Source organism: Sulfitobacter sp. 1A15258, from assembly GCF_043557045.1.
Taxonomy (GTDB): domain Bacteria; phylum Pseudomonadota; class Alphaproteobacteria; order Rhodobacterales; family Rhodobacteraceae; genus Sulfitobacter; species Sulfitobacter faviae.
The window spans coordinates 231,937-254,119 of sequence record NZ_JBIFFK010000005.1 but is presented as its reverse complement, the minus strand read 5'-3'; the positions used below and the strand labels follow the sequence as shown (position 1 = coordinate 254,119).

At 63.3% G+C, this 22,183-nt stretch carries 20 protein-coding genes and 1 other RNA gene; 9 read left to right on the top strand and 12 right to left on the bottom strand.

What is annotated here, in order from left to right; translation table 11 throughout:
• Positions 1-111 precede the first annotated feature (111 nt).
• Genes ACGYK9_RS12850 through ACGYK9_RS12835 form a run of 4 tightly spaced genes read right to left on the bottom strand, consistent with a single transcriptional unit; the run spans position 112 to position 5,824 of the window.
• Positions 112-1,692 (bottom strand): ABC transporter ATP-binding protein, encoded by a 1,581-nt coding sequence (locus ACGYK9_RS12850; RefSeq protein WP_394411261.1) that lies wholly within the window; start codon positions 1,690-1,692, stop codon positions 112-114.
• The gene (locus tag ACGYK9_RS12845) at positions 1,689-2,795 is read right to left on the bottom strand and encodes an ABC transporter permease (protein ID WP_394411258.1); all 1,107 of its coding nucleotides are present in this window, start codon (positions 2,793-2,795) and stop codon (positions 1,689-1,691) included. The genes ACGYK9_RS12850 and ACGYK9_RS12845 overlap by 4 nt, the downstream gene beginning before the upstream one ends.
• Positions 2,795-3,886, bottom strand: a complete 1,092-nt coding sequence (locus tag ACGYK9_RS12840; protein ID WP_394411255.1) for a microcin C ABC transporter permease YejB — start codon at positions 3,884-3,886, stop codon at positions 2,795-2,797. The genes ACGYK9_RS12845 and ACGYK9_RS12840 overlap by 1 nt, the downstream gene beginning before the upstream one ends.
• A gap of 9 nt (positions 3,887-3,895) precedes the next feature.
• Entirely contained in the window at positions 3,896-5,824 is a 1,929-nt protein-coding gene (locus tag ACGYK9_RS12835) for an extracellular solute-binding protein (RefSeq protein ID WP_394411252.1), read from the bottom strand.
• A gap of 266 nt (positions 5,825-6,090) precedes the next feature.
• On the opposite strand from ACGYK9_RS12835, the gene ACGYK9_RS12830 reads away from it, so the two are divergent.
• A complete protein-coding gene (locus ACGYK9_RS12830; protein WP_394411249.1) occupies positions 6,091-7,344 on the top strand; it encodes a GAF domain-containing protein in 1,254 nt (417 codons plus the stop codon).
• 41 nt (positions 7,345-7,385) lie between these two features.
• Here ACGYK9_RS12830 and ACGYK9_RS12825 read toward each other — a convergent pair whose 3' ends face one another.
• Together ACGYK9_RS12825 and ACGYK9_RS12820 are read right to left on the bottom strand one after the other, a co-directional pair.
• Complete coding sequence (locus ACGYK9_RS12825) at positions 7,386-8,207, bottom strand: alpha/beta fold hydrolase (protein ID WP_394411246.1); 822 nt, start codon at positions 8,205-8,207, stop codon at positions 7,386-7,388.
• Positions 8,208-8,331: 124 nt separating this feature from the next.
• Positions 8,332-8,832 carry a c-type cytochrome gene (locus ACGYK9_RS12820; RefSeq protein WP_394411243.1) on the bottom strand — a complete coding sequence of 167 codons (501 nt, stop codon included), beginning with the start codon at positions 8,830-8,832 and terminating at the stop codon, positions 8,332-8,334.
• A gap of 154 nt (positions 8,833-8,986) precedes the next feature.
• Here ACGYK9_RS12820 and ACGYK9_RS12815 point away from each other — a divergent pair, with 154 nt between their 5' ends.
• Positions 8,987-9,844, top strand: coding sequence for a prephenate dehydratase (locus tag ACGYK9_RS12815; protein WP_209216552.1), 858 nt, complete (start codon positions 8,987-8,989; stop codon positions 9,842-9,844).
• Positions 9,845-9,860: 16 nt separating this feature from the next.
• Here ACGYK9_RS12815 and ACGYK9_RS12810 read toward each other — a convergent pair whose 3' ends face one another.
• Positions 9,861-10,334, bottom strand: a complete 474-nt coding sequence (locus ACGYK9_RS12810) for an SRPBCC family protein (protein ID WP_067268594.1) — start codon at positions 10,332-10,334, stop codon at positions 9,861-9,863.
• A 72-nt stretch (positions 10,335-10,406) separates the two neighbouring features.
• On the bottom strand, positions 10,407-11,375 hold the full coding sequence (gene nudC / locus ACGYK9_RS12805) for an NAD(+) diphosphatase (RefSeq protein ID WP_394411239.1): 969 nt from the start codon (positions 11,373-11,375) through the stop codon (positions 10,407-10,409).
• Positions 11,376-11,540: 165 nt separating this feature from the next.
• Between nudC and ACGYK9_RS12800 the strand changes: the two genes are divergently transcribed.
• A complete protein-coding gene (locus ACGYK9_RS12800; RefSeq protein WP_394411236.1) occupies positions 11,541-13,385 on the top strand; it encodes a 5'-nucleotidase C-terminal domain-containing protein in 1,845 nt (614 codons plus the stop codon).
• 37 nt (positions 13,386-13,422) lie between these two features.
• An RNA gene (ffs, locus tag ACGYK9_RS12795) (signal recognition particle sRNA small type) lies at positions 13,423-13,520 on the top strand.
• A 130-nt stretch (positions 13,521-13,650) separates the two neighbouring features.
• On the opposite strand, the gene ACGYK9_RS12790 is transcribed toward ffs, so the two are convergent.
• Positions 13,651-14,484: a neutral zinc metallopeptidase gene (locus ACGYK9_RS12790; protein WP_394411233.1), complete on the bottom strand. Its 834-nt coding sequence runs from the start codon at positions 14,482-14,484 to the stop codon at positions 13,651-13,653.
• A gap of 63 nt (positions 14,485-14,547) precedes the next feature.
• On the opposite strand from ACGYK9_RS12790, the gene ACGYK9_RS12785 reads away from it, so the two are divergent.
• The 4 genes from ACGYK9_RS12785 (at position 14,548) to recR (ending at position 17,792) form a co-directional block, all read left to right on the top strand.
• Positions 14,548-14,910, top strand: coding sequence for a YidH family protein (locus ACGYK9_RS12785; RefSeq protein ID WP_394411230.1), 363 nt, complete (start codon positions 14,548-14,550; stop codon positions 14,908-14,910).
• Positions 14,911-14,987: 77 nt separating this feature from the next.
• Entirely contained in the window at positions 14,988-16,748 is a 1,761-nt protein-coding gene (locus ACGYK9_RS12780) for a DNA polymerase III subunit gamma/tau (RefSeq protein ID WP_394411227.1), read from the top strand.
• A 51-nt stretch (positions 16,749-16,799) separates the two neighbouring features.
• Positions 16,800-17,144 (top strand): YbaB/EbfC family nucleoid-associated protein, encoded by a 345-nt coding sequence (locus ACGYK9_RS12775; RefSeq protein WP_007118099.1) that lies wholly within the window; start codon positions 16,800-16,802, stop codon positions 17,142-17,144.
• A gap of 54 nt (positions 17,145-17,198) precedes the next feature.
• Positions 17,199-17,792 carry a recombination mediator RecR gene (gene recR / locus ACGYK9_RS12770; RefSeq protein WP_067268574.1) on the top strand — a complete coding sequence of 198 codons (594 nt, stop codon included), beginning with the start codon at positions 17,199-17,201 and terminating at the stop codon, positions 17,790-17,792.
• 75 nt (positions 17,793-17,867) lie between these two features.
• On the opposite strand, the gene ACGYK9_RS12765 is transcribed toward recR, so the two are convergent.
• The 3 genes from ACGYK9_RS12765 to ACGYK9_RS12755 all read right to left on the bottom strand — a co-directional run bounded on the left by ACGYK9_RS12765 (position 17,868) and on the right by ACGYK9_RS12755 (position 21,253).
• Positions 17,868-19,046 carry a type III PLP-dependent enzyme gene (locus ACGYK9_RS12765; protein ID WP_394411224.1) on the bottom strand — a complete coding sequence of 393 codons (1,179 nt, stop codon included), beginning with the start codon at positions 19,044-19,046 and terminating at the stop codon, positions 17,868-17,870.
• 186 nt (positions 19,047-19,232) lie between these two features.
• Positions 19,233-20,354, bottom strand: coding sequence for an endonuclease/exonuclease/phosphatase family protein (locus ACGYK9_RS12760; RefSeq protein ID WP_394411221.1), 1,122 nt, complete (start codon positions 20,352-20,354; stop codon positions 19,233-19,235).
• Positions 20,355-20,473: 119 nt separating this feature from the next.
• The gene (locus ACGYK9_RS12755; RefSeq protein WP_067268570.1) at positions 20,474-21,253 is read right to left on the bottom strand and encodes a DUF1013 domain-containing protein; all 780 of its coding nucleotides are present in this window, start codon (positions 21,251-21,253) and stop codon (positions 20,474-20,476) included.
• Positions 21,254-21,376: 123 nt separating this feature from the next.
• On the opposite strand from ACGYK9_RS12755, the gene ACGYK9_RS12750 reads away from it, so the two are divergent.
• Positions 21,377-22,021: a ribonuclease T gene (locus tag ACGYK9_RS12750; RefSeq protein WP_394411218.1), complete on the top strand. Its 645-nt coding sequence runs from the start codon at positions 21,377-21,379 to the stop codon at positions 22,019-22,021.
• The last annotated feature ends 162 nt before the right edge of the window (positions 22,022-22,183 follow it).

The following is a 22,183-nucleotide window of genomic DNA, read 5'->3' as shown; positions in this document are numbered from 1 at the left end:
AAAGCCCCGCCCAAACCAACTTCATCCTTTAAAAAATACCGCGGGGGAATCGCGCCCCCGGCGCGATGGGGGCAGCGCCCCCCCTACCCTCTCCGCAAATGCGACGCCCGCTTACCCTGCCGCCTGCAACAGGTTCCGTGTGTATTCCGTCTGCGGATTGTCATAAAGCGCGTCGACGTCCCCATATTCCACCACGTCACCACGTTTCATCACCATCACCTTGTGCGACATCGCCCGCACCACCTTCAGGTCGTGGCTGATGAAGAGATAGGCCAGCCCATATTTCGCCTGCAAATCCCGCAAAAGATTAACAATCTGCACCTGCACGGTCATGTCTAGGGCCGAGGTCGGCTCGTCCAGAACCAGCAGTTTCGGGCGCAGCACCATGGCGCGGGCGATGGCGATGCGCTGGCGTTGTCCGCCGGAGAACTCATGCGGGTAGCGGTCCATCGTCGCGGGGTCGAGCCCGACCTCGGTCATCACCTCGGCCACCAGTCCGCGCTTATCGCGCCCCTTGTCGATCTTGTGGATCGCCAGCCCCTCACTGATGATCTGGAAACAGGTCATCCGCGGGCTGAGCGAGCCGAAGGGGTCCTGAAAGACGATCTGCATGTCGGCGCGCAGCCGGCGCAGCTTCTTGGTCGACCATTTGTGCAGGTCCTCGCCGCGGAAAGTCACCTCCCCTTCCGAGCCGATGAGCCGCATGATCGCCAGCGCCGCCGTGGTCTTGCCCGAGCCGCTTTCGCCGACGATGCCCAGGGTCTCGCCGGCGCGGATCGACAGGCTGGTGTCGTTGACGGCTTTCACATGGCCCACGGTGCGGCGCAGCAGGCCCTTCTGGATCGGGAACCAGACCTTGAGGTTGTCGGTGCGCAGCACTTCGGGCGCATCTTCGGCCACGGGGGCGGGCGCACCGGTGGGCTCGGCGCCGAGCAGTTTGCGGGTGTAGGGGTGCTGCGGGTTGTCGAAAATCTCCGCCGTCGGGCCTTCCTCGACCACCAGCCCCTTTTGCATGACGAAAACCCGGTCAGCGATGCGCCGCACGATGCCAAGGTCATGGGTGATAAACAAAAGCCCCATGCCCATCTCGTCTTTCAGATCCTTCAACAGGTCGAGGATCTGCGCCTGAATGGTCACGTCGAGCGCCGTCGTCGGCTCGTCCGCGATCAGGATGTCGGGCTTGTTGGCCAGTGCCATGGCGATCATCACGCGCTGCCGCTGCCCGCCTGACAACTGGTGCGGATAGGCGCCCATGCGGCTTTCCGCGTCGTTGATGCCGACCTGCTGGAGCAGTTCCAGCACCCGCGCCCGCGCCTCGGCCCCTTGCAGCCCCTGGTGCAACGCCAGCGATTCCGCCAACTGCTTCTCGATCGTGTGCAGCGGGTTGAGCGAGGTCATCGGCTCCTGAAAGATGAAGGAGATGTCGTTGCCGCGCACGCCGCGCAGCAGCTTGTCGTCGGCACCGATCATTTGCTGGCCGTTGTAAGTCACCGACCCGCTCACCTCAGCGCTTTCGCCCAGAAGCGACACGGTCGACAGTGCCGAGACCGACTTGCCCGAGCCGCTTTCGCCCACCAGCGCCACCGTCTCGCCCCGGTTCACGGCAAAGCTCACCCCGCGCACCGCCGGGATCAGCTGCCCGTCCTGCCGGAAGGAGACTTGCAGGTCTTTGACGTCCAACAATGCAGTCACGAGAAGGTCTTTCTGGGGTCGAATGCGTCGCGGATGCCCTCGAAGATGAAGACCAGAAGCGACAGCATGATGGCAAAGGTGAAGAAGGCCGAGAAGGCGAGCCAGGGCGCCTGCAGGTTTTGCTTGGCCTGCAGCGTCAACTCACCCAGCGAGGGCGCCGAAGACGGCAGGCCGAAGCCGAGGAAGTCGAGCGTCGCCAGCGTGGAGATCGTGCCGGTGATAATGAAGGGCAGCATGGTCAGCGTCGCCACCATGGCATTGGGCAGCATGTGGCGCAGCATGATCGTGCCGTTGCCGACGCCAAGCGCCCGGGCCGCGCGGACGTATTCGAGGTTGCGCGCACGCAGGAACTCGGCCCGCACCACGCCCACCAATGCGGTCCATGAGAACAGCACCAGCAGCACGACCAGAAGCCAGAAACTTCGGCCCAGAATGGCGAACATGATGATGATGACGTAGAGCGACGGGGTCGAAGACCAGATCTCGATAATGCGCTGGAAAATGAGGTCGAGCCAGCCGCCAAAGAAGCCCTGCACCGCGCCTGCGAGGATACCGATGAGCGAGGCCGCCCCGGTCACGATCAGGGTGAAGACCACCGACAGGCGGAAACCATGGATCACGCGGGCCATGACGTCGCGTTTGGTGCCGTCGGTCCCGAGCCAGTTCTGCCCGTTGGGCGGCAGGGGTGCGGCCCCGGGGCGGTCGACGGCCGTGTTGTAGGAATAGGGAATGACGGGCCAGAGCGCCCAACCCTTCTCGATTGCTTCGCCGTCGACCTCACCATCCTCGGCGTCGAGAATATAGCCCTCGGGATCGTCGAAACAGGCCTCCAGCCCGCCGGTGGCGATGAGGCATTGCACCTCCGGGTCGCGGTAGGCGGCTTCGGTCTGGAAATCCCCGCCAAAGGCGGTCTCGGGGTAGAAGTTGAAGATGGGCGTGTAATACTCGCCGCGGTAGTTCACCAAGATCGGCTTGTCGTTTGCGACGAACTCGGCAAACAGCGAGATGCCAAAGAGGATCGCGAAGATCCACAGCGACCAATAGGCGCGGCGGTTCGCGGTGAAATTGCGCCAGCGGCGCTGGTTCAGCGGAGAGAGCGCCATCAGCCTTCCCTCTTCTCGAAGTCGATGCGCGGGTCGACGAGCACATACATCAGGTCCGACAGGATGCCGACGACAAGGCCAATGAGGCCAAAGATGAAGAGCGTGCCGAAGACGATCGGATAGTCTCGCGCCACCGCCGCCTCGAACCCCAAGCGCCCAAGGCCGTCGAGGCTAAAGATCGTTTCGATGATGATCGACCCGCCGAAAAAGACCGAAATGAAGACCGCCGGGAAACTCGCGATCACAATCAGCATCGCATTGCGGAAGACATGGCCATAGAGCACCTTGCGCTCGGACAGCCCCTTGGCACGGGCGGTAATGACATATTGCTTCTTGATCTCATCCAAAAAGCTGTTCTTCGTCAGCAGCGTCAGCGTGGCGAAGGCCGAGATGGTCGAGGCCAGCACCGGCAGGGTGATGTGCCAGAAGTAGTCGGCGACCTTACCCAAGGGACTGAGGCTGTCGAAATTGTCCGAGGTCAGACCGCGCAGCGGGAAGATTTGCCAATAGGAGCCGCCTGCAAAGAGCACCAGCAGAAGGATCGCGAAGAGGAACCCGGGGATCGCATAGGCGGCGATAATCGCGCCCGAAGTCCACGTGTCGAAGCGGCTGCCATCGCGCACCGCTTTGCGGATGCCCAGCGGGATCGACACCAGATGCGCGATCAACGTCGACCAGAGCCCAAGCGTAATGGATACGGGCAGCTTTTCCTTGATTAAGTCGATCACGCTGATGGCGCGGAAGTAGCTCTCGCCGAAATCCAACCTCATGTAATTCCACAGCATGTGAAAGAACCGCTCCACGGGCGGCTTGTCGAAGCCGAATTCCTTCTCCAACTCCTCAATCAACTCGGGCGGTAACCCACGCGCGCCGACATAGGTGCTGTCCGACCCACGTGCCATGGTATCGACCCCGGCATCGTTGTTGCCCCCGGCAAAACCGCCGAAGACGTCACCGCCGCCCTGAATGCGGGCGATGGCCTGTTCCACCGGGCCGCCGGGCACGAATTGCACCAGCGCGAAGTTGACCAACATGATGCCGAACAATGTCGGGATCACCAGCAAAAGCCGTCTGAGAATATAGGCACCCATGGGGAGGCCTTACCGCAAGGCGCCCGAGGCGCGCAACTCTTGGGCGGCCTCTTCGTCGTACCACCAGAAATCGAGGTAGCCCAAGGCGTAGGGCGGGATCTCGGGGTGGTCGTATTGGTCGTAATAGGCCACCCAATAGCTGTCGTTGTACCACGTCGGGATCATGAAGAACTCGTGCCGCAGCGCCCGGTCGAGGGCCATGAGGGCGGCATCTTCCTCCTCGGCCGTTTCGGCATCAAGCGATGCCTCGATGATCGCGTCCACCAAGGGGCTGGCGAGGCCAGCCGGGTTGAAGAGCGAGAACTCCGCCGCCTCCGAGCCATAGCGCTGTGCCAGACCTGTGCCGGTGCCGAGGAAGGCGGCATAGGCGTCATAGATCATGTCGTAGTCGCGGTCGCGCTCGCGGGCGGTGTATTGCGAACTGTCCACCTTCTCGAGCCGGGCGTCGATGCCGATGGAGGTGAGGTTGCCGACGAAGTTCTCGATGACCGCCGAGATCGTTGGCGAGCCGGCGGAGTTCATCAGGAAATTCAGCCGCAGGGGCTCGCCAGCCTCGTTCACGCGCATGCCGTTCTGCACGGTCCAGCCGGCCTCTTCCAGCAGTCGCGAGGCCTGCCGCGCGTTACGGCGGTCCAGCAGGCGCGAGGGATCGGAGCTATGCGGCACCACGGCAGGCTGGGTCAGCAACGCGTCCGGCACCAGATCGCCGAGGCTTTCCAGAAGCGCCCGTTCAGCCCCCTCGGGCGCGCCCTGCGCCATCAGCGGCGTGTCCTGCGTGAAGGAAGCGCGGTGACTAAACAGCCCGTATTGCAGCGACTCGTTAGTCCACTCGAAATTAAACATCAGCGCCACGGCCTCTCGCACGCGGCGGTCCTGCAGCGTCTCGCGGCCCAAGTTGAAGATGATGCCCGAGGGCGTGGGCGGCGAGCCGTCGGGCAGTTCGGCTTTGACGATGGCACCGTCGCTCACCTTGGAGAAGTCATAGCCCGTGGCCCATTTCTTGGAATCCCCCTCGGCGCGGAAGGTGTATTCGCCAGCCTTGAAGGCCTCGAAAGCCGAGGTGTCGTCGCTGAAGATTTCCAACCGGATGCGGTCGAAGTTCATGCGGCCGCGGTTGATCGGCAAGTCCTTCCCCCAGTAGTCCGGGTTGCGTTTCAGCACGATACGCTTGGTCAGATCGACGCTTTCGACCATATAGGCGCCCGATCCGGGGGGCGGGTCCATCCAGCTGTCCTTGAGGGTATTACCGGTCTCCTCGAACCAATGTTTCGGCCATGCGGGCACGCCGCCCACCGTCTCGATCAGGCTGCGGCGCGAGATGCCGTCGGCGAAGTAGAACTTCACCGTGTAGTCATCCAACGCCTCGACCTTGGGAATGCGCTTGCGCACCGCATCGGCGTAAGATTTCAACCCCTCGTCCAGCAGCAGGTTGTGCGAAAATACGATGTCATGCGCCGTCACCGGCGTGCCGTCCGAGAAACGCGCCTCGGGGCGCATGTGGAAGGTGACCCAGGATTTATCCTCGGGGTATTCGAGGCTCTCGCAGAGCAGGCAGTAGCTCTCGCCGTAGACATCCGCCGGCAGCGGCTCGCCCGAGGGCGCCTCCCCCAACAGGCTCTCAAAGCCGAAGATCGAGAACAGATGCGCACGGCCCTTGCCGGAATAGGGGTTCATCGAATCCAGCGTGCCGACGAAGGGGATCGAGATTTCCCCGCCCTTGGGGGCATCCGGGTTCACATAGGCGAAATGCTCGAAATCCGCCGGATAGGTCAGATCGCCGTAAAAGGAATAGCCGTGGCTTTTGATGATCTTCTGCTCCTGCGCCGCGGCGGCACCGGCCAGCAGGGCCGCCACCATCAGCGTCAGCGTCGCGAGCCAGAGCGGCAGGTCATCAATGACCGAAGGACGGGTCGCGGCGCGGGTCTGGGCACGGGGCATAGGTCACTCCTTAGCGTGGCGTAGTCCGGATAGGCGTCATCTAGGCTAACGCTGTGCGACGCCAAGATACAAGTTGCGAATATGTAAGGTTGCCCCGCACGGGCAGTCCACCGCAAAGCATGCCCCGTGGATTGGCGGTTTCCCCCGCCCCCACTCGCGACAAAGTGTAGCCCGCTGCCCCTGTATCTTCGCGGCCCAGCCCGTTTCTCGCCCTAAAGTTAACAGATTCTTCACTCAGGTTAACGATGCGTAAACTGGAGCTGAGCATGAGAACCTACCCGATTCCCTTTAACGAAGAAGCCCGTCTGCGCGCCGTTTTCAATGTGCCCGGCCTCACTGCCGAGAACGAAGCACTGTTCGACACCATTTGCGAGGCTACGCGCCGCCTGCTTGACTGTCCGATCGCACATATCAGCGTCGTGGAGGCAGATACCCAGTGGTACAAATCCGTGGTCGGCTACCCGTTGGGGCCGATGCCGAAAGATACCGGGTTTTGCAGCCATACAATCATGTCGGACGCGCCGCTGGTGGTGCCCGACCTCCGCAAAGACCCCCGGTTCGCGCGTCACCCCATGGTCGCCGAGGGCGGCCCCGAGGCACGCTATTACTGCGGTGTGCCGCTGATCCTGTCGTCGGGCCACCGCTTCGGCAGCCTGTGCGCGCTGGACCTGCAACCGCATGAGGCTCCTTCTGAGAAGCAGATTGCCCTGTTGGAAGATATGGGCCGCATGGTGGTCGCGGCCCTTGAACGCTCCCAGCCGGACGCGGCCGAGAAAGAGGCCGACAACAGCGCAGAAGCCACTTTCCTGACGCTGGTGGGCCACGAACTCCGCACCCCGCTGACGGTTCTTTTCGGCAGTCTGCGCATGTTGGAGGCCAAGGCCGAACAGGGGGGCAATCCGCTGCTGATCCGCTCGGCCCGCCGGTCTGTCGACCATCTGAGCGCCCTGATCGAGACGATCATTTCCTACAGTAATGTCAGCACCGGCGAGCTGCGCCTGAACGAGCGGAAATGCAACCTGAGCGACCTTCTGCAATCGGTTTCTGCCTTGCATTTCGCCACCACGGATGCGACGGCCAAGACCATCACGCTGCGCGACAGTCTCCCGCTTGAGGAGATGCATATCGACGGCGACCAGATCGAATTGGCGGTGACGGCACTTGTGTTGAACTCCGTCCTGCATGGCGGCAGTGAGATCGCCTTGGAGACGTTCAAAGACGCCGAGGGCAATATCGAGATTTCGATCATCGACAACGGCTCATTCGATGAGCACGTCGATCTGGCCGAGCTTTACAAACCCTTCGTCGTCGGCGGCATGATGGAGCACCGCAGCACGAAGGGCGGGCTCGGCCTTGGCCTGCCGCTGACCCGCAAACTAATCGAAATGCACGGTGGGGATTTCGAGGTGCATGTGGAAGCGGGCCAAAGCCGCGCCGTGATCCGCCTGCCCGCTTGGCGCTGCGACATCGGCGGGATTGCCGCCGCGAATGCCACCGCCCCGGTGATCGCCGCTCAGTAAAGTCGAAACGGGGCGCGCCCGATGTCGCGCCCCGCGTCCAATCACTGCCCGTCGACCGTGCGGATCAGCGCGTTGATCTCATCCGCCAGCACGCCGGGGTGATCCTCCGGCGTAAAGTGTTTGCCCCCTTCGATCCGACGCAGGGGTGCATTCAGGTCTTTCGCCAACCGCTCGCCATATTCGATCTTTTGGAAGTCATCCGCAGCACCCCAGACGATCCGCGCGGGGATATTGAGGGTGGGCAGCTTGTCCGCGATGGCTTTCGTGTCTTCCACGTCCAGCGACTGCGCCTGCCGGACAAAGGCTTCGGCCTCTCCGTGCTGCGCGTAATGCGGGGCGTGGGCGTCAAAGGCCGCTTCGGCGGCGGCGTCGGTCTCATGCCCTTTCGAGAACATCATCTTCAGCAACTGGTGGAATGAGCCATCGGGCGCATGTTTCGCCACGCCGCCGGTCTCGGCCACCGCGCTGACCAGCGGAACGGGCCACGAATCATAGCTGATCGCATTGGTCAAAAGCAGCCCGCTGACCATCTCAGGGTGACGCACCGCCGCGATCTGCGCGACCCCGCCACCGAGGTCATGCGCCGCGAGGATCGCGCGCGTGATGCCCTGATCGCGCATCCAAGCGACCAGATAGTCCGCCTGTTTGGCGACCGAGATATCGCGCCCCTCGCCCTGCGGGATCGAGGCCCCATAGCCCGGCATCTCCCAAGCGAGCACCCGACGGCCCGTGAGCTTGGGCGCGACATCCCGCCAAAGCGCGGGGCATGTGGGAATACCGTGAAGCAGGATGACAGGATCACCCGCCCCCGTCTCTTCCCAACGCATTTCGATGCCGTTGACCGTAGCTGTATGACTTTGCATGACGCGTCTCCTTTCGGTGTGGACGTTTCATGGCCCAACACATCCTCAAGGAAGACGTTCCACCCCACCCAAACGCAAAAACCGCCCCTAGGGGCGGCTTTCACGCGCGCAATGCAGCGTGGAATTAGTTGGAGACGCTTTGCAGGTAAGCGATCACGTCAGCGCGGTCTTCGACCTTACGCAGACCGGCGAAGCCCATGGTGGTGCCGGGCGCGTAGCCTTTGGGGCTTTGCAGGAAGGCGCTCAGCTCTTCCGGGGTCCAATCGCCTTCGAGTGAGGTCAGAGCGCCGGAATAGCCGAAATCGCCAACCGAGGCGATATCGCGACCGACGACACCGTCGAGGTGCGGACCAACAGCGTTGGACCCGTCGACCTTGTGGCAGGCGGCGCATTTGCGGAACACTTTCGACCCGCTGTCGGCATCGGCTTCGGCCATCATGGCAGCAAAATCGATCTCTTCGCCGCCTTCGTCACCACCGGCGTCGGCCACTTCGATGACATAGGACGCTTCCCCATGTGCGTCGGCGTGGTAAATCTCTTCACCCGCCCATTTGCCCAGCAGAAGTACCAACCAGGCGCCGAATACGCCGGCTGCGATTTTGGTCAGGGTCATTGTATCGAACATGCGTCAGGGTCCATCACTTGGTATTGGCACCATGGGCGGGCCATGGTTCTTGGCATCGTTGCCCGCGTATCTATTGCTTTCCCTTGGCGCAGGCAAGGTGTAGTTACCGCGACCAATTGCCCTTCTCCGCGCCTTTTGCAGCAGGATACGATCCATGACCGCCCAGACCACGCCGCGCATCGCCTTCCAAGGGGCCCTTGGCGCCTATAGTCACGAGGCCTGCCTTCAGGCCTGCCCCGACATGGAACCGGTGCCCTGCCAATCGTTCGAAGGCGTGATCCGGGCCGTAAACGAGGGCCGCGCCGAACTGGCCATGCTGCCGGTCGAGAATACGACCTATGGCCGGGTGGCCGACATTCACCGCCTGCTGCCGGAAAGCGGGCTGCATATCATCGGCGAAGCCTTCGTGCGGGTGCGCATCGCCCTGATGGCCCGCCCCGGCGTGGCATTGGAAGACATCAAACATGTCCGCGCGCATCTGGTGCTTTTGCCGCAGGCACGCAGCTTTTTGCAACAACATGGCATCACCTCTGAACCCGCCGCCGATTCCGCCGGGGCCGCCGCCGAACTGGCCGCGACCGAGGGCAGCACCGATGGCGTGCTGGCAGGCGAGGTCGCGGCAGAGATCAACGGCCTCACCGTGCTGGCCCGCGATATTGAGGATATGGACCATAACACCACCCGCTTTCTGCTGATGGCGCCCAAGATCGACCTTTCGCGCCGGGCAGAGCGGATGCTGACCACCTTCGTCTTTGAGGTGCGCAACATTCCCGCCGCGCTTTACAAAGCGATGGGGGGCTTTGCGACCAATGGCGTCAACATGACCAAGCTGGAAAGCTATATGGTCGGCGGCTCCTTCACCGCGACGCAGTTCTACGCCGATATCGAAGGCCATCCCGAAGACCCGGCGGTGAAACGCGCGCTGGATGAACTGGGGTATTTCACCAACAAGCTGGAAATTCTCGGCGCCTACCCCGCCCATCCCGGCCGGGGCGCGCCGACCGGGATGTGAGGCGGGGCGCGCAGGCTCAGACCTTGACGCCGCTGGCGTAGCGTTCTTCCATCCCGCGGGCATATTCCGCCACGCGGTCCTTGTATTTCTGGGTCAGGGTGGTCTTGGCCAGTTTGAGCGATTGCACCCAAAGCCGCGCCGACAGGGTCAGCGGTTTGACCTCGAGCGCCACCAAGACACGCGTGCTGTTGCGCGACAGGGGCATCAATTCAAAGGACATCTGCCCCGCCAACCCCTGCGACATGCTGTCGATCACCATCTCGTTGGGCCGGTCAAAGGTCACCATCTCAAGCGTCAACTCGCGCCGCTTGCCGCGCAGGGGGAAGACCGCCTTCCATGTCATCCCGACGCCGGGCTGATGCAGGGCATCGGCGCGCTGCACCTCGGCCCCGCGCCGCATCGCCGCCCGCTCAAAGCTTTCAAAATCGCACAACATGTCAAAGACCGCCTCAATCGGCGCTTCGACGTCTTCTTTGGTGGAGAATTTCATTCAGTCCGTTCCAATTCTTCTGCTCGCATTTGCCATCCGCGCCGCTTTGTCCGGGCCCGTCAGCGCGGTGTCTCAGGTCAGTCTATCCGCAAGCCAGTTTTCCAGCAAGAAATGCGCGATGGCCCCGCGGCGAGCAGGCAGAAGCCGCGGATGGCTTCCGGCAAAGGCCTCCATCATCTCTTCGCGGGTGACCCAAAGCGCGTCTTCGATCTCAACCGGGTCGATGGTCAACTCCCGGCTCAGCGCCTGCCCCGCACAGCCCAGCATGAGGGACGCCGGAAAGGGCCATGGCTGGCTGGAGAGGTAGCGCACCGCGCCGACCTGCACGCCCGCCTCCTCAAAAACCTCGCGCCGCACGGCGGCCTCTACCGTCTCTCCCGGCTCGACAAAGCCCGCCAGCAGGGAATACATCCCCTCGGGCCAACCGGGGGAGCGGCCCATGAGGACCGAGTTTCCGTGTGTAATCAGCATGATGACCACCGGATCGGTGCGCGGGAAATGGGCGCCGCCACAGTCGGGGCAGACCCGTTGCCAGCCGCCCTGCGCCAGATCGGTGGCGCTGCCGCAGCGCGCGCAATGGCGGTGGGTGTCGTGCCAGCCAAGGATCGCCTTGCCGCTAGCCGCCAGTTCGGCATCGCGCGGATCAAGCCATGTCATCACCCGACGCAATTCGGCAAAGGCCATGTCATCGCCCAAAAGCGGATGGCGCTGTTCGCTGGGGTCAAGGAACGCGCCCAGTTGCGATTGATCCAGATCGGCGGGTTCCCAGCCCGAGATATCCACCGCAAAGCGCGGCGCCCCGTCCTCGCGCCCCAGCAAGATCGCCGTGCCTTCGGCCTCTTGCAAGACGGGGTGATCCATCGCCAATCGCGCCAAAGCGGCGGGGCGTTCGGGCGCGATCAGCGGCTTGCCGCGCCAAAAGACCACCGCCCGCGCCGCCGGGTCGGCACGCAACTGCGCCAAGGCTTCCGGATTGCCACGTATCTCCCCCGCCCGATCAAGGGCCGAGCCTCCAAAGGTTACCGTCTCCGCGTGACGCATGGCGCTCTCCCGATACAGGCCCGATACAGGCTTTTGGCGTTTTGCCCAGCCATGCCACGGCACATGAGAGATTGGCAATCCCAAGCCCCCTTGCCAGATCGGTTGAAATCTAGTCATATCAAAACACCTTTAAGTTGTAAAATTTAACGAGTACTTACCTTTTCGGTGAACAGGCGCAGCACATATGCCTCGACCGGTGTCGTTCCCCCTGAGGGTGGCATCCCGGCCGAGGCACGTCTGCGCATACTGGCCACGACGGACCTGCATATGCAGATCGTGGGGCATGACTATGTGGGCGACCGTTCGGTGGGCCATCACGGGCTGGCCGGGATCGCCACCTTGATCCGCACCGCCCGGGCGGAGGCGGCGGAACAGGGGGCCGCCTGTATCTTGCTCGACAATGGCGATCTGTTGCAGGGCAATGCCTTGGGCGATCAACTGGCGCAGATGCCGGTCACCCAAACGCATCCGCTCGTCGCCTGTGTGAACCATCTGCATTATGACGGTCTGGGCTTGGGCAATCACGACCTTGACCATGGGCTGCCCTATCTGCGCGCTGTGGCCGGGGCGCTGGACATGCCGTTGATCTCGACCAATCTGCATCTGACCGACCCCGGCCCGCTGCGCCGTTGGGCCGTCGTCTCGTGTCTGCTGCCTGCCGTTGCGGGGCATCCCTCTTCTCGGCTGCGGGTGGGCCTGCTTTCGGTCCTGCCGGGCCGAACCGCGATCTGGAACCGCGAGGTTTTGGAGAATGAGGCCGAGATCATCTGCCCCCTCGAAAGCCTGCGCAGCGCCGCACTAACGCTGCGGGCAGAGGGGGCCGATCTGACCGTGCTGCTGGCCCATATGGGTATCGCCCATGAAGGTGAAACCACCACCGAAGAGGACATCTGCACTTTGGCCAAGATCGATGGGATCGACGCGGTGATCACCGGCCACACCCATCTTCGTTTTCCCGGAGAGGACCACGGCCCGCGCGAGGGGGTTGATACGCAGGCCGGCACGCTGTCCGACCGTCCGGCGGCGATGCCGGGCTTTGGGGGGTCCGATTTGGCGGTGCTGGATCTGGCGCTTGATCGGGATGCGCAGGGGCGCTGGACGGTGTCGGGCCATCAAAGCCACCTGCGCGACAACAGCACAAAAACGCTGGCCGATCCCACGGTGCTGAGCGCGGCACGGGTCAGCCACATCGGCGTGCGCAGGCATCTGGAGGAGGTGGTCGGCCATACCGACACCGCGCTGCACAACTACTTTGCCCTCGCCATGCCCACCCCCATCGACGCGCTGAGCGCCCGCGCGCAGGCCGAGGTGATCCGCCAAGGGGTCACGGGCACGGCGGATAGCGCACTCCCGATCCTCGCCGCCACGGCGGCGCATACGGCAGGCGGGCGCGGCGGGCCGGGGCATTTCCTGCATATCCCGCCCGGCGCGGTGCAACGCCGCCATATCGCCGGGCTGCTTCCCTATCAAAACGCGGTCTGGGCGCTGCGCCTCACCGGTGCCGACCTGCGCCGGCGTTTGGAAAAAGCGGCAGAGGTGTTTGCCCCGCTCGGCAGCACCCCGGGTCCGCTACTCGACCCCTGCCGCCCGCCATTTCACTGCGACACGATTTTTGGCGTTACCTATACCATTGACCCCTGCCGCCCCCGCGGCAGACGGATCACTGCGCTGTCATGGCAAGGGGCACCGGTGAGGCCGGACCAGAATTTTCTACTCGCGACCAATCAGTTCCGCGCGGCGGGCGGGGGCGGGTTTGACCGCGCGGCGGGGGATGACGTCGCCCTGCGCAGCCCGCTTCCGCTGACCGACGCGCTAATTGCCGCGCTCGCTACGCCGCAGGAGTGCCCATGGTCCGACGCGCCGCCATGGCGCTTCGATGCGGCGGGGGCGCAGGCGGTTCTCTATACCTCGCCCGAGGCCCTGCCCTTCTTACAAGACATCGCCCATCTGTCGCCCACCCCGCGGGGCAGGACCGCCTCGGGCTTCGCCCAAATCGCGATCCGCTTGTGAGGCTTGCACTTCGCTCCATGCCCTCCTATATGGGCCTTGAGAGGTTGGTGCGGGCAAGCGCCTCGCCAACCCGGTCAGATCCGGAAGGAAGCAGCCGTAACGAGCCCCGCTTGGGTCGTTATCAGCCTCTCACCACCGTTGCATTGCGCAGCAATGCAACGCCCCGGCAGTCGCTTTGCAGAAGCGATGAGAGGGGTAGCTTCTCTTAATAAATGATGCATTCGAGAGGCGAGACGCCCCGCCCGTGGGGACCACGGGCACCGCCTCACAACCGATCCGCCTCAAACGTATCGCAGGCCGCAATCTGGCCACTCTCAAACCCGCGTTCGAACCAACGCGCGCGCTGCTCGGACGTACCATGGGTGAAAGTATGCGGCTGCGGCACCTGACCAGCCTGTCGCTGCAAATGATCGTCCCCGATCATCCGCGCAGCATTCAGCGCCTCTTCGAGGTCGCCCTTCTCCATCAAGCCTTCGACGTTCGAGGCCCAGATGCCAGAAAAACAATCGGCCATCAGTTCAAGCCGCACGGTCAGGGCATTCGCCTCAACCTCGGAAGCCTGCTGCCGCATCCGGGCGACCTGCGGCAGAACGCCGATTTCGTTCTGGACATGGTGCGCGACCTCATGGGCAATCACATAGGCCGCCGCGAAATCGCCCCCGGCACCAAGACGCTGGTCCAACGTGCGGAAAAACGCGGTGTCGAGATAGGCCATATTGTCCGCCGGGCAGTAAAACGGCCCCGTTGCGCCAGAGGCCCCGCCGCAGGCGCTTTGGGTCACATTCTCAAAGACCACAAGCTTGGGCGGTGTATAGGTTTCACCCAATTGCTCTTGGAAAATCCGGCTCCAGACCTGCTCGGTCGTGGTGAGCACACGGGCGGCGAAATCGACCTGCGGGTCTTCGCTGTCGCTCAACGGGCGGGACTGTTGGACCTGACCGCCGCCTTGGCCGGTCAACAGCGGCGTCACGTCGATGCCGGTGAAATAGCCGATGGCCATTACTGCCAAGACGCCGACCAATCCAAGCCCCCCCGCCTTGCCGGCCTTTCCACTGCGTCGGATGACATTCTTGCTCCGCCCAATTCCACCCAACCGCATGAACCGTCCCTCGTTTTGTCAAAGCCTATTGCCACATGAACGCGCAAGGCGCAGTTTGGTTCAATGAGTGATAAGAATGACCTAGCCGAAGACCGCACCGACTGGGCCGAGGATCGCACGATTCTCGCCAATGAACGCACCTTTGCGGGCTGGATGCGCACCGGCATGGCCGCCGTCGCCGTGGCCATCGGTCTGCGCGCCGTTTTCGGTGAGTTCGAGCCGACTTGGGTGGCGAAAGCCGTGGCCTCGGTCTTCATCTTAGCCGCGCTCTACGTCTATTGGGCCGCGCAGGCGTCGGCGGCGAAAACCCAAAGGCGGCTGAGCGACCATCACGCCAATGCCCAGCCCAACAGCCGCATGAAGGTTCTGGCGGCGATCCTCGCCTTTGCCTCAGCCGGGGTCGGCGCGATCCTCTGGATGCTCTGAGCTTTCCGCAAGCACGGTAGACGCCACGGCGCGGAGCGCATAGTTTACGGCCTTGACCGAATCCGATCTGGGGCACCATGACAGATACATCCGCCTACCGCGTTCTGGCCCGCAAATACCGGCCCGAAACCTTTGCCGATCTCGTTGGCCAAGACGCCATGGTGCGCACGCTGAAAAACGCCTTCGCCGCCGACCGGATCGCGCAGGCCTTTGTGATGACCGGCATTCGCGGCACCGGCAAGACGACGACGGCGCGGATCATCGCCAAGGGGATGAACTGCATCGGGCCGGACGGCAACGGCGGGCCGACGACTGACCCCTGCGGCGTTTGCGAACATTGCACCGCCATCATGGAAGGCCGCCACGTCGACGTGATGGAGATGGACGCGGCATCGAACACCGGCGTCGCCAACATCCGCGAAATCATCGATTCGGTGCATTATCGCGCCGCCTCGGCCCGGTACAAAGTCTATATCATCGACGAAGTACACATGCTCTCGACCGGGGCGTTCAACGCGCTTCTCAAGACGCTGGAAGAGCCGCCGGAACACGTCAAATTCATCTTCGCGACCACCGAGATCCGCAAGGTGCCGGTGACGGTGCTGTCGCGCTGTCAGCGGTTCGACCTGCGCCGGATCGAGCCCGAGGTGATGATCGCGCTCCTGCGCAAGATCGCCACCGCCGAGAGTGCCGAGATCACCGACGACGCGCTGGCGCTGATCACCCGCGCCGCCGAAGGCTCGGCCCGCGACGCCACCTCGCTGCTGGACCAAGCGATCAGCCACGGCGCGGGCGAAACCGGGGCCGAACAGGTGCGCGCCATGCTGGGGCTGGCCGACCGTGGCCGGGTGCTGGACCTCTTTGACATGGTGCTGCGCGGCGATGCAGGTGCCGCGCTGACCGAGCTTTCGGCGCAATATGCCGATGGGGCCGACCCGATGGCGGTGCTGCGCGATCTGGCCGAGATCACCCATTGGGTCTCGGTCGTGAAGATCACGCCCGATGCCGCCGAAGATCCCACCATCGCGCCTGAGGAACGTGCCCGCGGCCAGCAGATGGCCGAGACCCTGCCGATGCGGGTGCTGACGCGGCTCTGGCAGATGCTGCTGAAGGCGCTGGACGAGGTCGCAGCCGCGCCCAACGCCATGATGGCCGCCGAAATGGCCGTGATCCGTCTGACCCATGTGGCCGACCTGCCCTCGCCCGAGGAACTGGTGCGCAAGCTGCAAAACAGCAGCCCGCCCCCGGCCCCCGGCCCCGTGGGCGGCGGGGGCGGTGGCAATGGCGCGACGCAGGGCAGCACCGGCGCGCAGGCCGTACAACAGGCGCAGCAGCGGATGGCCTCCAACCCCGGCCCGCAGGGGCAGACCACCGCACTGGCGCAAGACCTCAACGCTGCGCTGGCCCGTTTCCCGACATTCGAACATGTCGTCGAGTTGATCCGCGTGAACCGCGACGTGAAACTGCTGGTCGAAGTGGAAACCTGCGTGCAACTTGCCGCCTACCAGCCCGGCCGCATCGAGTTTGTCCCCACCGACGACGCGCCGCGCGATCTCGCGCAGCGGCTGGGGCAGAAATTGCAACTCTGGACCGGTAACCGCTGGGCGGTGTCGCTGGTGAACGAGGGCGGGGCCGAGACCATCGCGCAGGTCCGCGATGCGCATGAACTGGCGCTGAAGAAACAGGCCGAGGACCACCCGATGATGCAGGCGGTACTGGCACAGTTCCCCAAGGCCCGCATCACCGCCATCCGCACGCCCGAAGACATCGCCGCCGCCGCGACGGCAGAGGCGCTGCCCGAGGTCGAAGACGAATGGGATCCGTTCGAGGACGGTTGATCCCCCGGCCCCCGCGCCACATATAAACGACAACGCAACAAGGAGACCCAGATGCTCAAGGGATTAGGCGGCCTCGGCGATATGGCCGGGATGATGAAAAAAGCGCAGGAAATGCAGGGCAAGATGGCCGAACTGCAAGAGGAGATGCACAACATCACCGTCGAAGGTGAATCCGGTGCGGGCCTCGTCAAAGCGACCTGTAGCGCCAAGGGTGAGTTGAAGGGCCTCGATATCGACCCGTCGATCTTCAACAAGGACGAAAAGGAAGTGGTCGAAGACCTGATCCTCGCCGCCATCAAAGATGCGCAGAGCAAAGCCTCGGAACGTGCACAGGCCGAGATGAGCAAGCTGACCGAAGGCATGGGCCTTCCCGCGGGCATGAAACTGCCCTTCTGATACCGGCGGGGCGGGCCGGTCCCGCCCCTCTTTCAACGCCCATAGGTGCCATTCTTGAGCTCTACCCGCGATATTGACGCCCTGATCGAGCTGATGGCGAAACTGCCCGGCCTTGGCCCCCGCTCGGCCCGGCGGGCAGTGCTGCACCTGATCCGCAAACGCGCGCTTTTGCTGACGCCCCTGTCCGACCTGATGCAGACCGTCGCCGCCACGGCACGCGAATGTCTGAACTGCGGCAACGTCGGCACCGCCGACATCTGCGATATCTGCACCTCCGAAAAACGCGCGAACGGAGAGCTTTGCGTGGTCGAAGACGTGGCCGACCTCTGGGCGATGGAACGCTCTGGCGTGTTCAAAGGGCGCTATCATGTGCTGGGCGGCACGCTCTCGGCGCTCGACGCCATTGGCCCGCAGGAATTGCGCATCCCGCGCCTCGTGGACCGGATCGATACCGAAGGGGTGACAGAGGTGATCCTCGCGCTCAACGCCACGATCGACGGGCAGACCACGGCGCATTACATCGCGGATCAATTGGAAGACCGCGTGCGGCTGACGTCGCTCGCCCAAGGTGTGCCGATCGGCGGGGAGTTGGATTACCTCGACGACGGGACGATCACCGCTGCGATGCAGGCGCGCAAGTCGCTTTAACCCCCAGAATCAAAGCGGGCCGCCCGCTCCTCCCAAAGCAGACGGCCCTTTTCCGGGGCGACGCAGATCGTGCTGTCAGAGCACGATCACATCAAGCGGCGGAAATCCATTGAACCCAACCGAACTGTACGAGCTTGTGTAGGCTCCGCAAGCACGAATCATCACTTTATCGCCATCGCGCAGGGCCAAAGGCAGGTGAATGGGGCGCTTTTCGTAAAGAATATCCGCCGAATCGCAGGACGGGCCGGCCAAAACGCAGGGTCCGGTCTCTTCGCCGTCATGTGGCGTGACGATTTGATAGCGAATCGCTTCGCCCTCGGTCTCGGCCAGTCCCGAGAAGCGACCGATATCCAGATAGACCCAGCGGTGCAGATCATCCGCAGACTTGCGGCTGACCAGCATGACTTCGGCAGCGATGTGACCCGCCTCGGCCACCAGCCCCCGCCCCGGCTCTGCCATCACATGCGGCACATCGCCAAAGCGGGCTTTGACGGCGCGCATCACAGCGGCGGCATAGGCGCGGGGGCCCTCGATATCCTCACCATAGAAGGCCGGGAAACCGCCGCCGAGGTTCAGCAGTTGCAGGTCATGGCCATCGGCACGCGCGGCGTGCCACAGCGGCGCGACTTGATCCAACACCGGGTTCCAGAACTCCGCCTTGCGGGTCTGCGAGCCGACGTGGAACGACAGGCCGAAGGGCACGAGGCCCACGGCAACCGCGTGGTTCAGCAACGCGGGCAGCGCCGAACCGGCACAGCCGAATTTCCGGCTGAGCGGCCAGTCGGCCATGGAGTTTTCGACGATCAAGCGCAGGTAGACCCGCGCGCCCGGCGCATGGGCGGCGATCTTGTCCAATTCGGCTTCGCTATCCGCCGCAAACAGCGTCACCCCCGCCGAATGGGCAAAAGCGATGTCCGAGGCACGTTTGATGGTGTTACCGAAAGAGATATTCTCGGGCTTGGCCCCTTGGCTCAGGCACAGTTCGATCTCGGCCCGCGAGGCCGCATCAAAGCCAGAGCCTTTGTTGACCAGCAGACGAATGATTTCCGGCGCCGGGTTCGCCTTCACCGCGTAATGGATATGCGCCTCGCCCAGACCTTTGTGCAGCGCGTCATATTGCGCGGCCACGCGGTCACGGCTGATCACAAGCGTCGGCTTGTCAAAGCTGTTGGCGGCGATATAGGCCGCAGCCGGGTCGGCGTGAAAGGACGGTGCGGCGCGCAGGGCGCCGGGGACTGTAGCATTCATGGTCATCTCCAAAGAGCAGGTGGGGCTGGTTCCCCGCGTGTCGTTTCAAGAGACGTTACCGTCGCTACATAAACGCGGGTCAGTCAGAGTGGGAACTGACCGGCCAGAGGCGCGTGCGTTGGCGTCTGTAACGCGCCACATACGCCGTTTTTGGATTCGTACAAGGGGTAAAATTGCCCCTACGGCAAATTGTTAGTTTTCCTCGTCTTCCCAATCGCTGCCGATGGGGTCGCGGTCTCTTTTCCGTTCTTCTTTGATCATATTCTTGGCTTCCCGCTCTTCTTCGGGGTCGGTTTCTTCGGGGTCGCTCTCGGCGGCTTCGGTCTCGGCCATGGCGAGGACGAACCACATCGGGAAGTGGTCCGACCCGATCTTGTCCAAGCGGTCCATCTCTAGCAGACGAAACTGCGGATCGTGGAAGAGGTGATCCAAAGGCCAGCGCATCCAAGGCATCGTCGCGCTGAATGTGTTGTACATGCCGCGCCCCACCCGCGGGTCCAAAAGACCAGAAAGCCGCTGAAAGCGCCGGGTCGTGGTCGACCAAGCCACATCGTTCAGATCCCCCGAGACCACGGCGGGCAGCGGGTCCTTCTCAGCCTCGATACCGACCAAGGCGATCTCGCTGTCGCGCCCTTTGGTGTCATGTTCGATCACGGGCGGTTCGGGGTGGACGACGTATAGGCGGAAATCCTCCCCCACCGGCAGGTGCACCCGAGCGCGGATGGAGGGCACCTCTTCGGTGACCAACTCGCGCACCTCGACCTCCGACAGCGGCAGTTTCGACATGAGGCAAAGCCCATAGCCATTGTCGAGCGGCACGTCGACGCGATGCTCGTAGTTCTTGCCCAGACCGTCATCCAGCGCGTCGATCCAGGCCTGATCCACCTCGATCGCCATGAAGATATCTGGCACCCGCGCCTCGGCCAATGCGATCAGCTTGCCATAGTCGCGGTTGGACATTTTGACATTGGCGGCCAGCAGGCTGAAATGCCGGTCCGTCGCGCGGCGCAACTCGGGCGAGGCCGCCAAAGATTGCTTGCGCCACAGCGGGGTGAACTTGGTGATGTAAAGTGCGTGAAGCGCGGCGACCCCCAGCATCAACGCGATCCCGGCCATGCCCGAGGGTGTCGTCACCCCCTGCGACAGGGCGAACCCGATTGCCAGCAACAGTGCCAAGCCGAGGAATTGTTCCCGAGGAAAGGCCAGCCCGCGGATCGCCCCGAAGGGCAATTTGCTCAGCGGCAGCAGGCTGCCCAGTATTAGCACCCCCGCCAGTCCCCAGATCACCCAGTCCAATGCCGTTTCCAAATCCATCCCCCGGCGCGCCGCGCCTTTTGTACAAAGCAAAACAGGGCGCCGGAATACCCGACGCCCTGTCATTCTAACACATCTTTACGGCGAAAGTTCCTTTCGCCACACCGCCTTGAAGGTGCTTAGCCCTTGGCTTTGTCTTCGTCCTCATCGTCTTCATCGGTGCTGTCGGGCAGCGAGAAGAAGCTGTCGGCGTCAGAGTAATCGCCCTTGGTGTGGCTCTCTTCTTCCTCGTCATCCGTGCTGTTGCCGGAGAGGGTGAAGGTTTCCAGCCCTTCGATGGCCGTGGGGATTTTCGGCTCGCTCTCCATGCCGAGGCTCTGCTCGGTCGAGACGAGTTTGCGGCGCTCGTCGTCGTTCATCACCTCGCCCGCGGCGGCCTTTTTCGCGGCAGCCTTTTGCACGGCGGCGTCAAGCTCGGACTGTTTGCACAGGCCCAGCGCGACCGGGTCGATCGGTTGGATGTTGGCGATGTTCCAATGCGTGCGCTCGCGAATCGCTTGGATCGTCGGCTTGGTGGTGCCCACCAGTTTGCTGACCTGACCGTCGGACAGTTCGGGGTGGAATTTGACCAGCCACAGGATCGACGCCGGACGGTCCTGACGTTTGCTGAGCGGGGTGTAGCGCGGGCCGCGGCGTTTCTCTTCGCCCTCGGCGGCGGCGTTGAACTTGAGCTTCAGCTTGTGCAGCGGATTGTCCTGCGCCGCGTCGATCTCTTCCTGCGTCAGCTGGTTGTTGGCAACCGGATCAAACCCCTTCACCCCCTGCGCCACGTCGCCATCGGCGATGCCCTGCACTTCGAGTTCGTGCATGCCGACGAAATCGGCGATCTGCTTGAAGCTGATGGTGGTGTTGTCCACGAGCCAGACGGCGGTGGCTTTGGCCATAATCGGTTTTGCCATTTCACTCTCCTAAAAACGCAATTTTCCCGTCGCCTGAAAGGCTGTCCTGCTTGGCAGAACGGTCTCCATTGTCGGGGAAGTTGGCGGCTGTATACTGGCTCAAACGTCATAAGGGAAGACCCAATGCGGCCACTGCGCGCCTGTCTGCTGATCCTCGGGCTGATCGCCCCCACCGCCACGCTGGCCGAAGGGGAGCGTTCGGGCGAGTTCGACTACTACGTCATGTCCCTGTCATGGTCGCCCAATTGGTGCGAATTGACCGGCGACGCGCGGCAATCTCCGCAATGCGACGCCGCGAAAGACCACGGTTGGACCCTACATGGCCTCTGGCCTCAGTTCACTCGGGGATACCCGTCCTATTGCCAAAGTGGCCGCCGCCCGCCCAGCCGCGCCCAGACCGGGGCGATGGCCGATATCATGGGCACCGGTGGCTTAGCATGGCACCAGTGGAAGAAACACGGTTCTTGCAGCGGGTTGGACCCAGCGGATTACTTCGCCCTCTCGCGGGAGGCCTATGCCCGCATCAAGCGCCCCGAGGTCTTTCGCAAGCTCGACCGTACCGTGTCCCTCCCCGCAGCGGTGGTGGAAGAGGCCTTCCTCAAAGCGAACCCGGACCTGACCGCGCGGGGGATCACCATCACCTGCAAGCAAGGGCACATCCAAGAGGCGCGTATCTGCCTGTCCCGCGAGCTTGAGTTCATCCCCTGCGGGCCGGACGTTCGGCGGGACTGCACGCTTGATAACGCGCTGTTCACCCCTCTGCGCTAGACCCATCCGGGCCTATAGTCTGCCGAAAGCGGGAGAGGCGTAATTTCCTCCCCCGCATTCAATGCCTTTCGGCTCTCTCTCCAACACGGGTGGTCAGCGTCCCGGCCACCCGTGCCTTCAGTAAACGAATTACTGGTTAACAATTCGTTACTGTCTCAAGTT

Excerpts from the sequence above, each read along its gene's own strand:
- ACGYK9_RS12835 (WP_394411252.1), bottom strand. The coding sequence starts at position 5,824 with ATGCCCCGTGCCCAGACCCGCGCCGCGACCCGTCCTTCGGTCATTGAT.
- ACGYK9_RS12830 (WP_394411249.1), top strand. The coding sequence starts at position 6,091 with ATGAGAACCTACCCGATTCCCTTTAACGAAGAAGCCCGTCTGCGCGCC.
- ACGYK9_RS12845 (WP_394411258.1), bottom strand. The coding sequence starts at position 2,795 with ATGGCGCTCTCTCCGCTGAACCAGCGCCGCTGGCGCAATTTCACCGCG.
- ACGYK9_RS12750 (WP_394411218.1), top strand. The coding sequence starts at position 21,377 with ATGCGGCCACTGCGCGCCTGTCTGCTGATCCTCGGGCTGATCGCCCCC.
- ACGYK9_RS12825 (WP_394411246.1), bottom strand. The coding sequence starts at position 8,207 with ATGCAAAGTCATACAGCTACGGTCAACGGCATCGAAATGCGTTGGGAA.
- ACGYK9_RS12760 (WP_394411221.1), bottom strand. The coding sequence starts at position 20,354 with ATGGATTTGGAAACGGCATTGGACTGGGTGATCTGGGGACTGGCGGGG.
- ACGYK9_RS12815 (WP_209216552.1), top strand. The coding sequence starts at position 8,987 with ATGACCGCCCAGACCACGCCGCGCATCGCCTTCCAAGGGGCCCTTGGC.
- ACGYK9_RS12840 (WP_394411255.1), bottom strand. The coding sequence starts at position 3,886 with ATGGGTGCCTATATTCTCAGACGGCTTTTGCTGGTGATCCCGACATTG.
- ACGYK9_RS12765 (WP_394411224.1), bottom strand. The coding sequence starts at position 19,046 with ATGACCATGAATGCTACAGTCCCCGGCGCCCTGCGCGCCGCACCGTCC.
- ACGYK9_RS12785 (WP_394411230.1), top strand. The coding sequence starts at position 14,548 with ATGAGTGATAAGAATGACCTAGCCGAAGACCGCACCGACTGGGCCGAG.
- ACGYK9_RS12755 (WP_067268570.1), bottom strand. The coding sequence starts at position 21,253 with ATGGCAAAACCGATTATGGCCAAAGCCACCGCCGTCTGGCTCGTGGAC.
- ACGYK9_RS12810 (WP_067268594.1), bottom strand. The coding sequence starts at position 10,334 with ATGAAATTCTCCACCAAAGAAGACGTCGAAGCGCCGATTGAGGCGGTC.
- ACGYK9_RS12775 (WP_007118099.1), top strand. The coding sequence starts at position 16,800 with ATGCTCAAGGGATTAGGCGGCCTCGGCGATATGGCCGGGATGATGAAA.
- ACGYK9_RS12820 (WP_394411243.1), bottom strand. The coding sequence starts at position 8,832 with ATGTTCGATACAATGACCCTGACCAAAATCGCAGCCGGCGTATTCGGC.
- ACGYK9_RS12790 (WP_394411233.1), bottom strand. The coding sequence starts at position 14,484 with ATGCGGTTGGGTGGAATTGGGCGGAGCAAGAATGTCATCCGACGCAGT.
- ACGYK9_RS12780 (WP_394411227.1), top strand. The coding sequence starts at position 14,988 with ATGACAGATACATCCGCCTACCGCGTTCTGGCCCGCAAATACCGGCCC.
- nudC (WP_394411239.1), bottom strand. The coding sequence starts at position 11,375 with ATGCGTCACGCGGAGACGGTAACCTTTGGAGGCTCGGCCCTTGATCGG.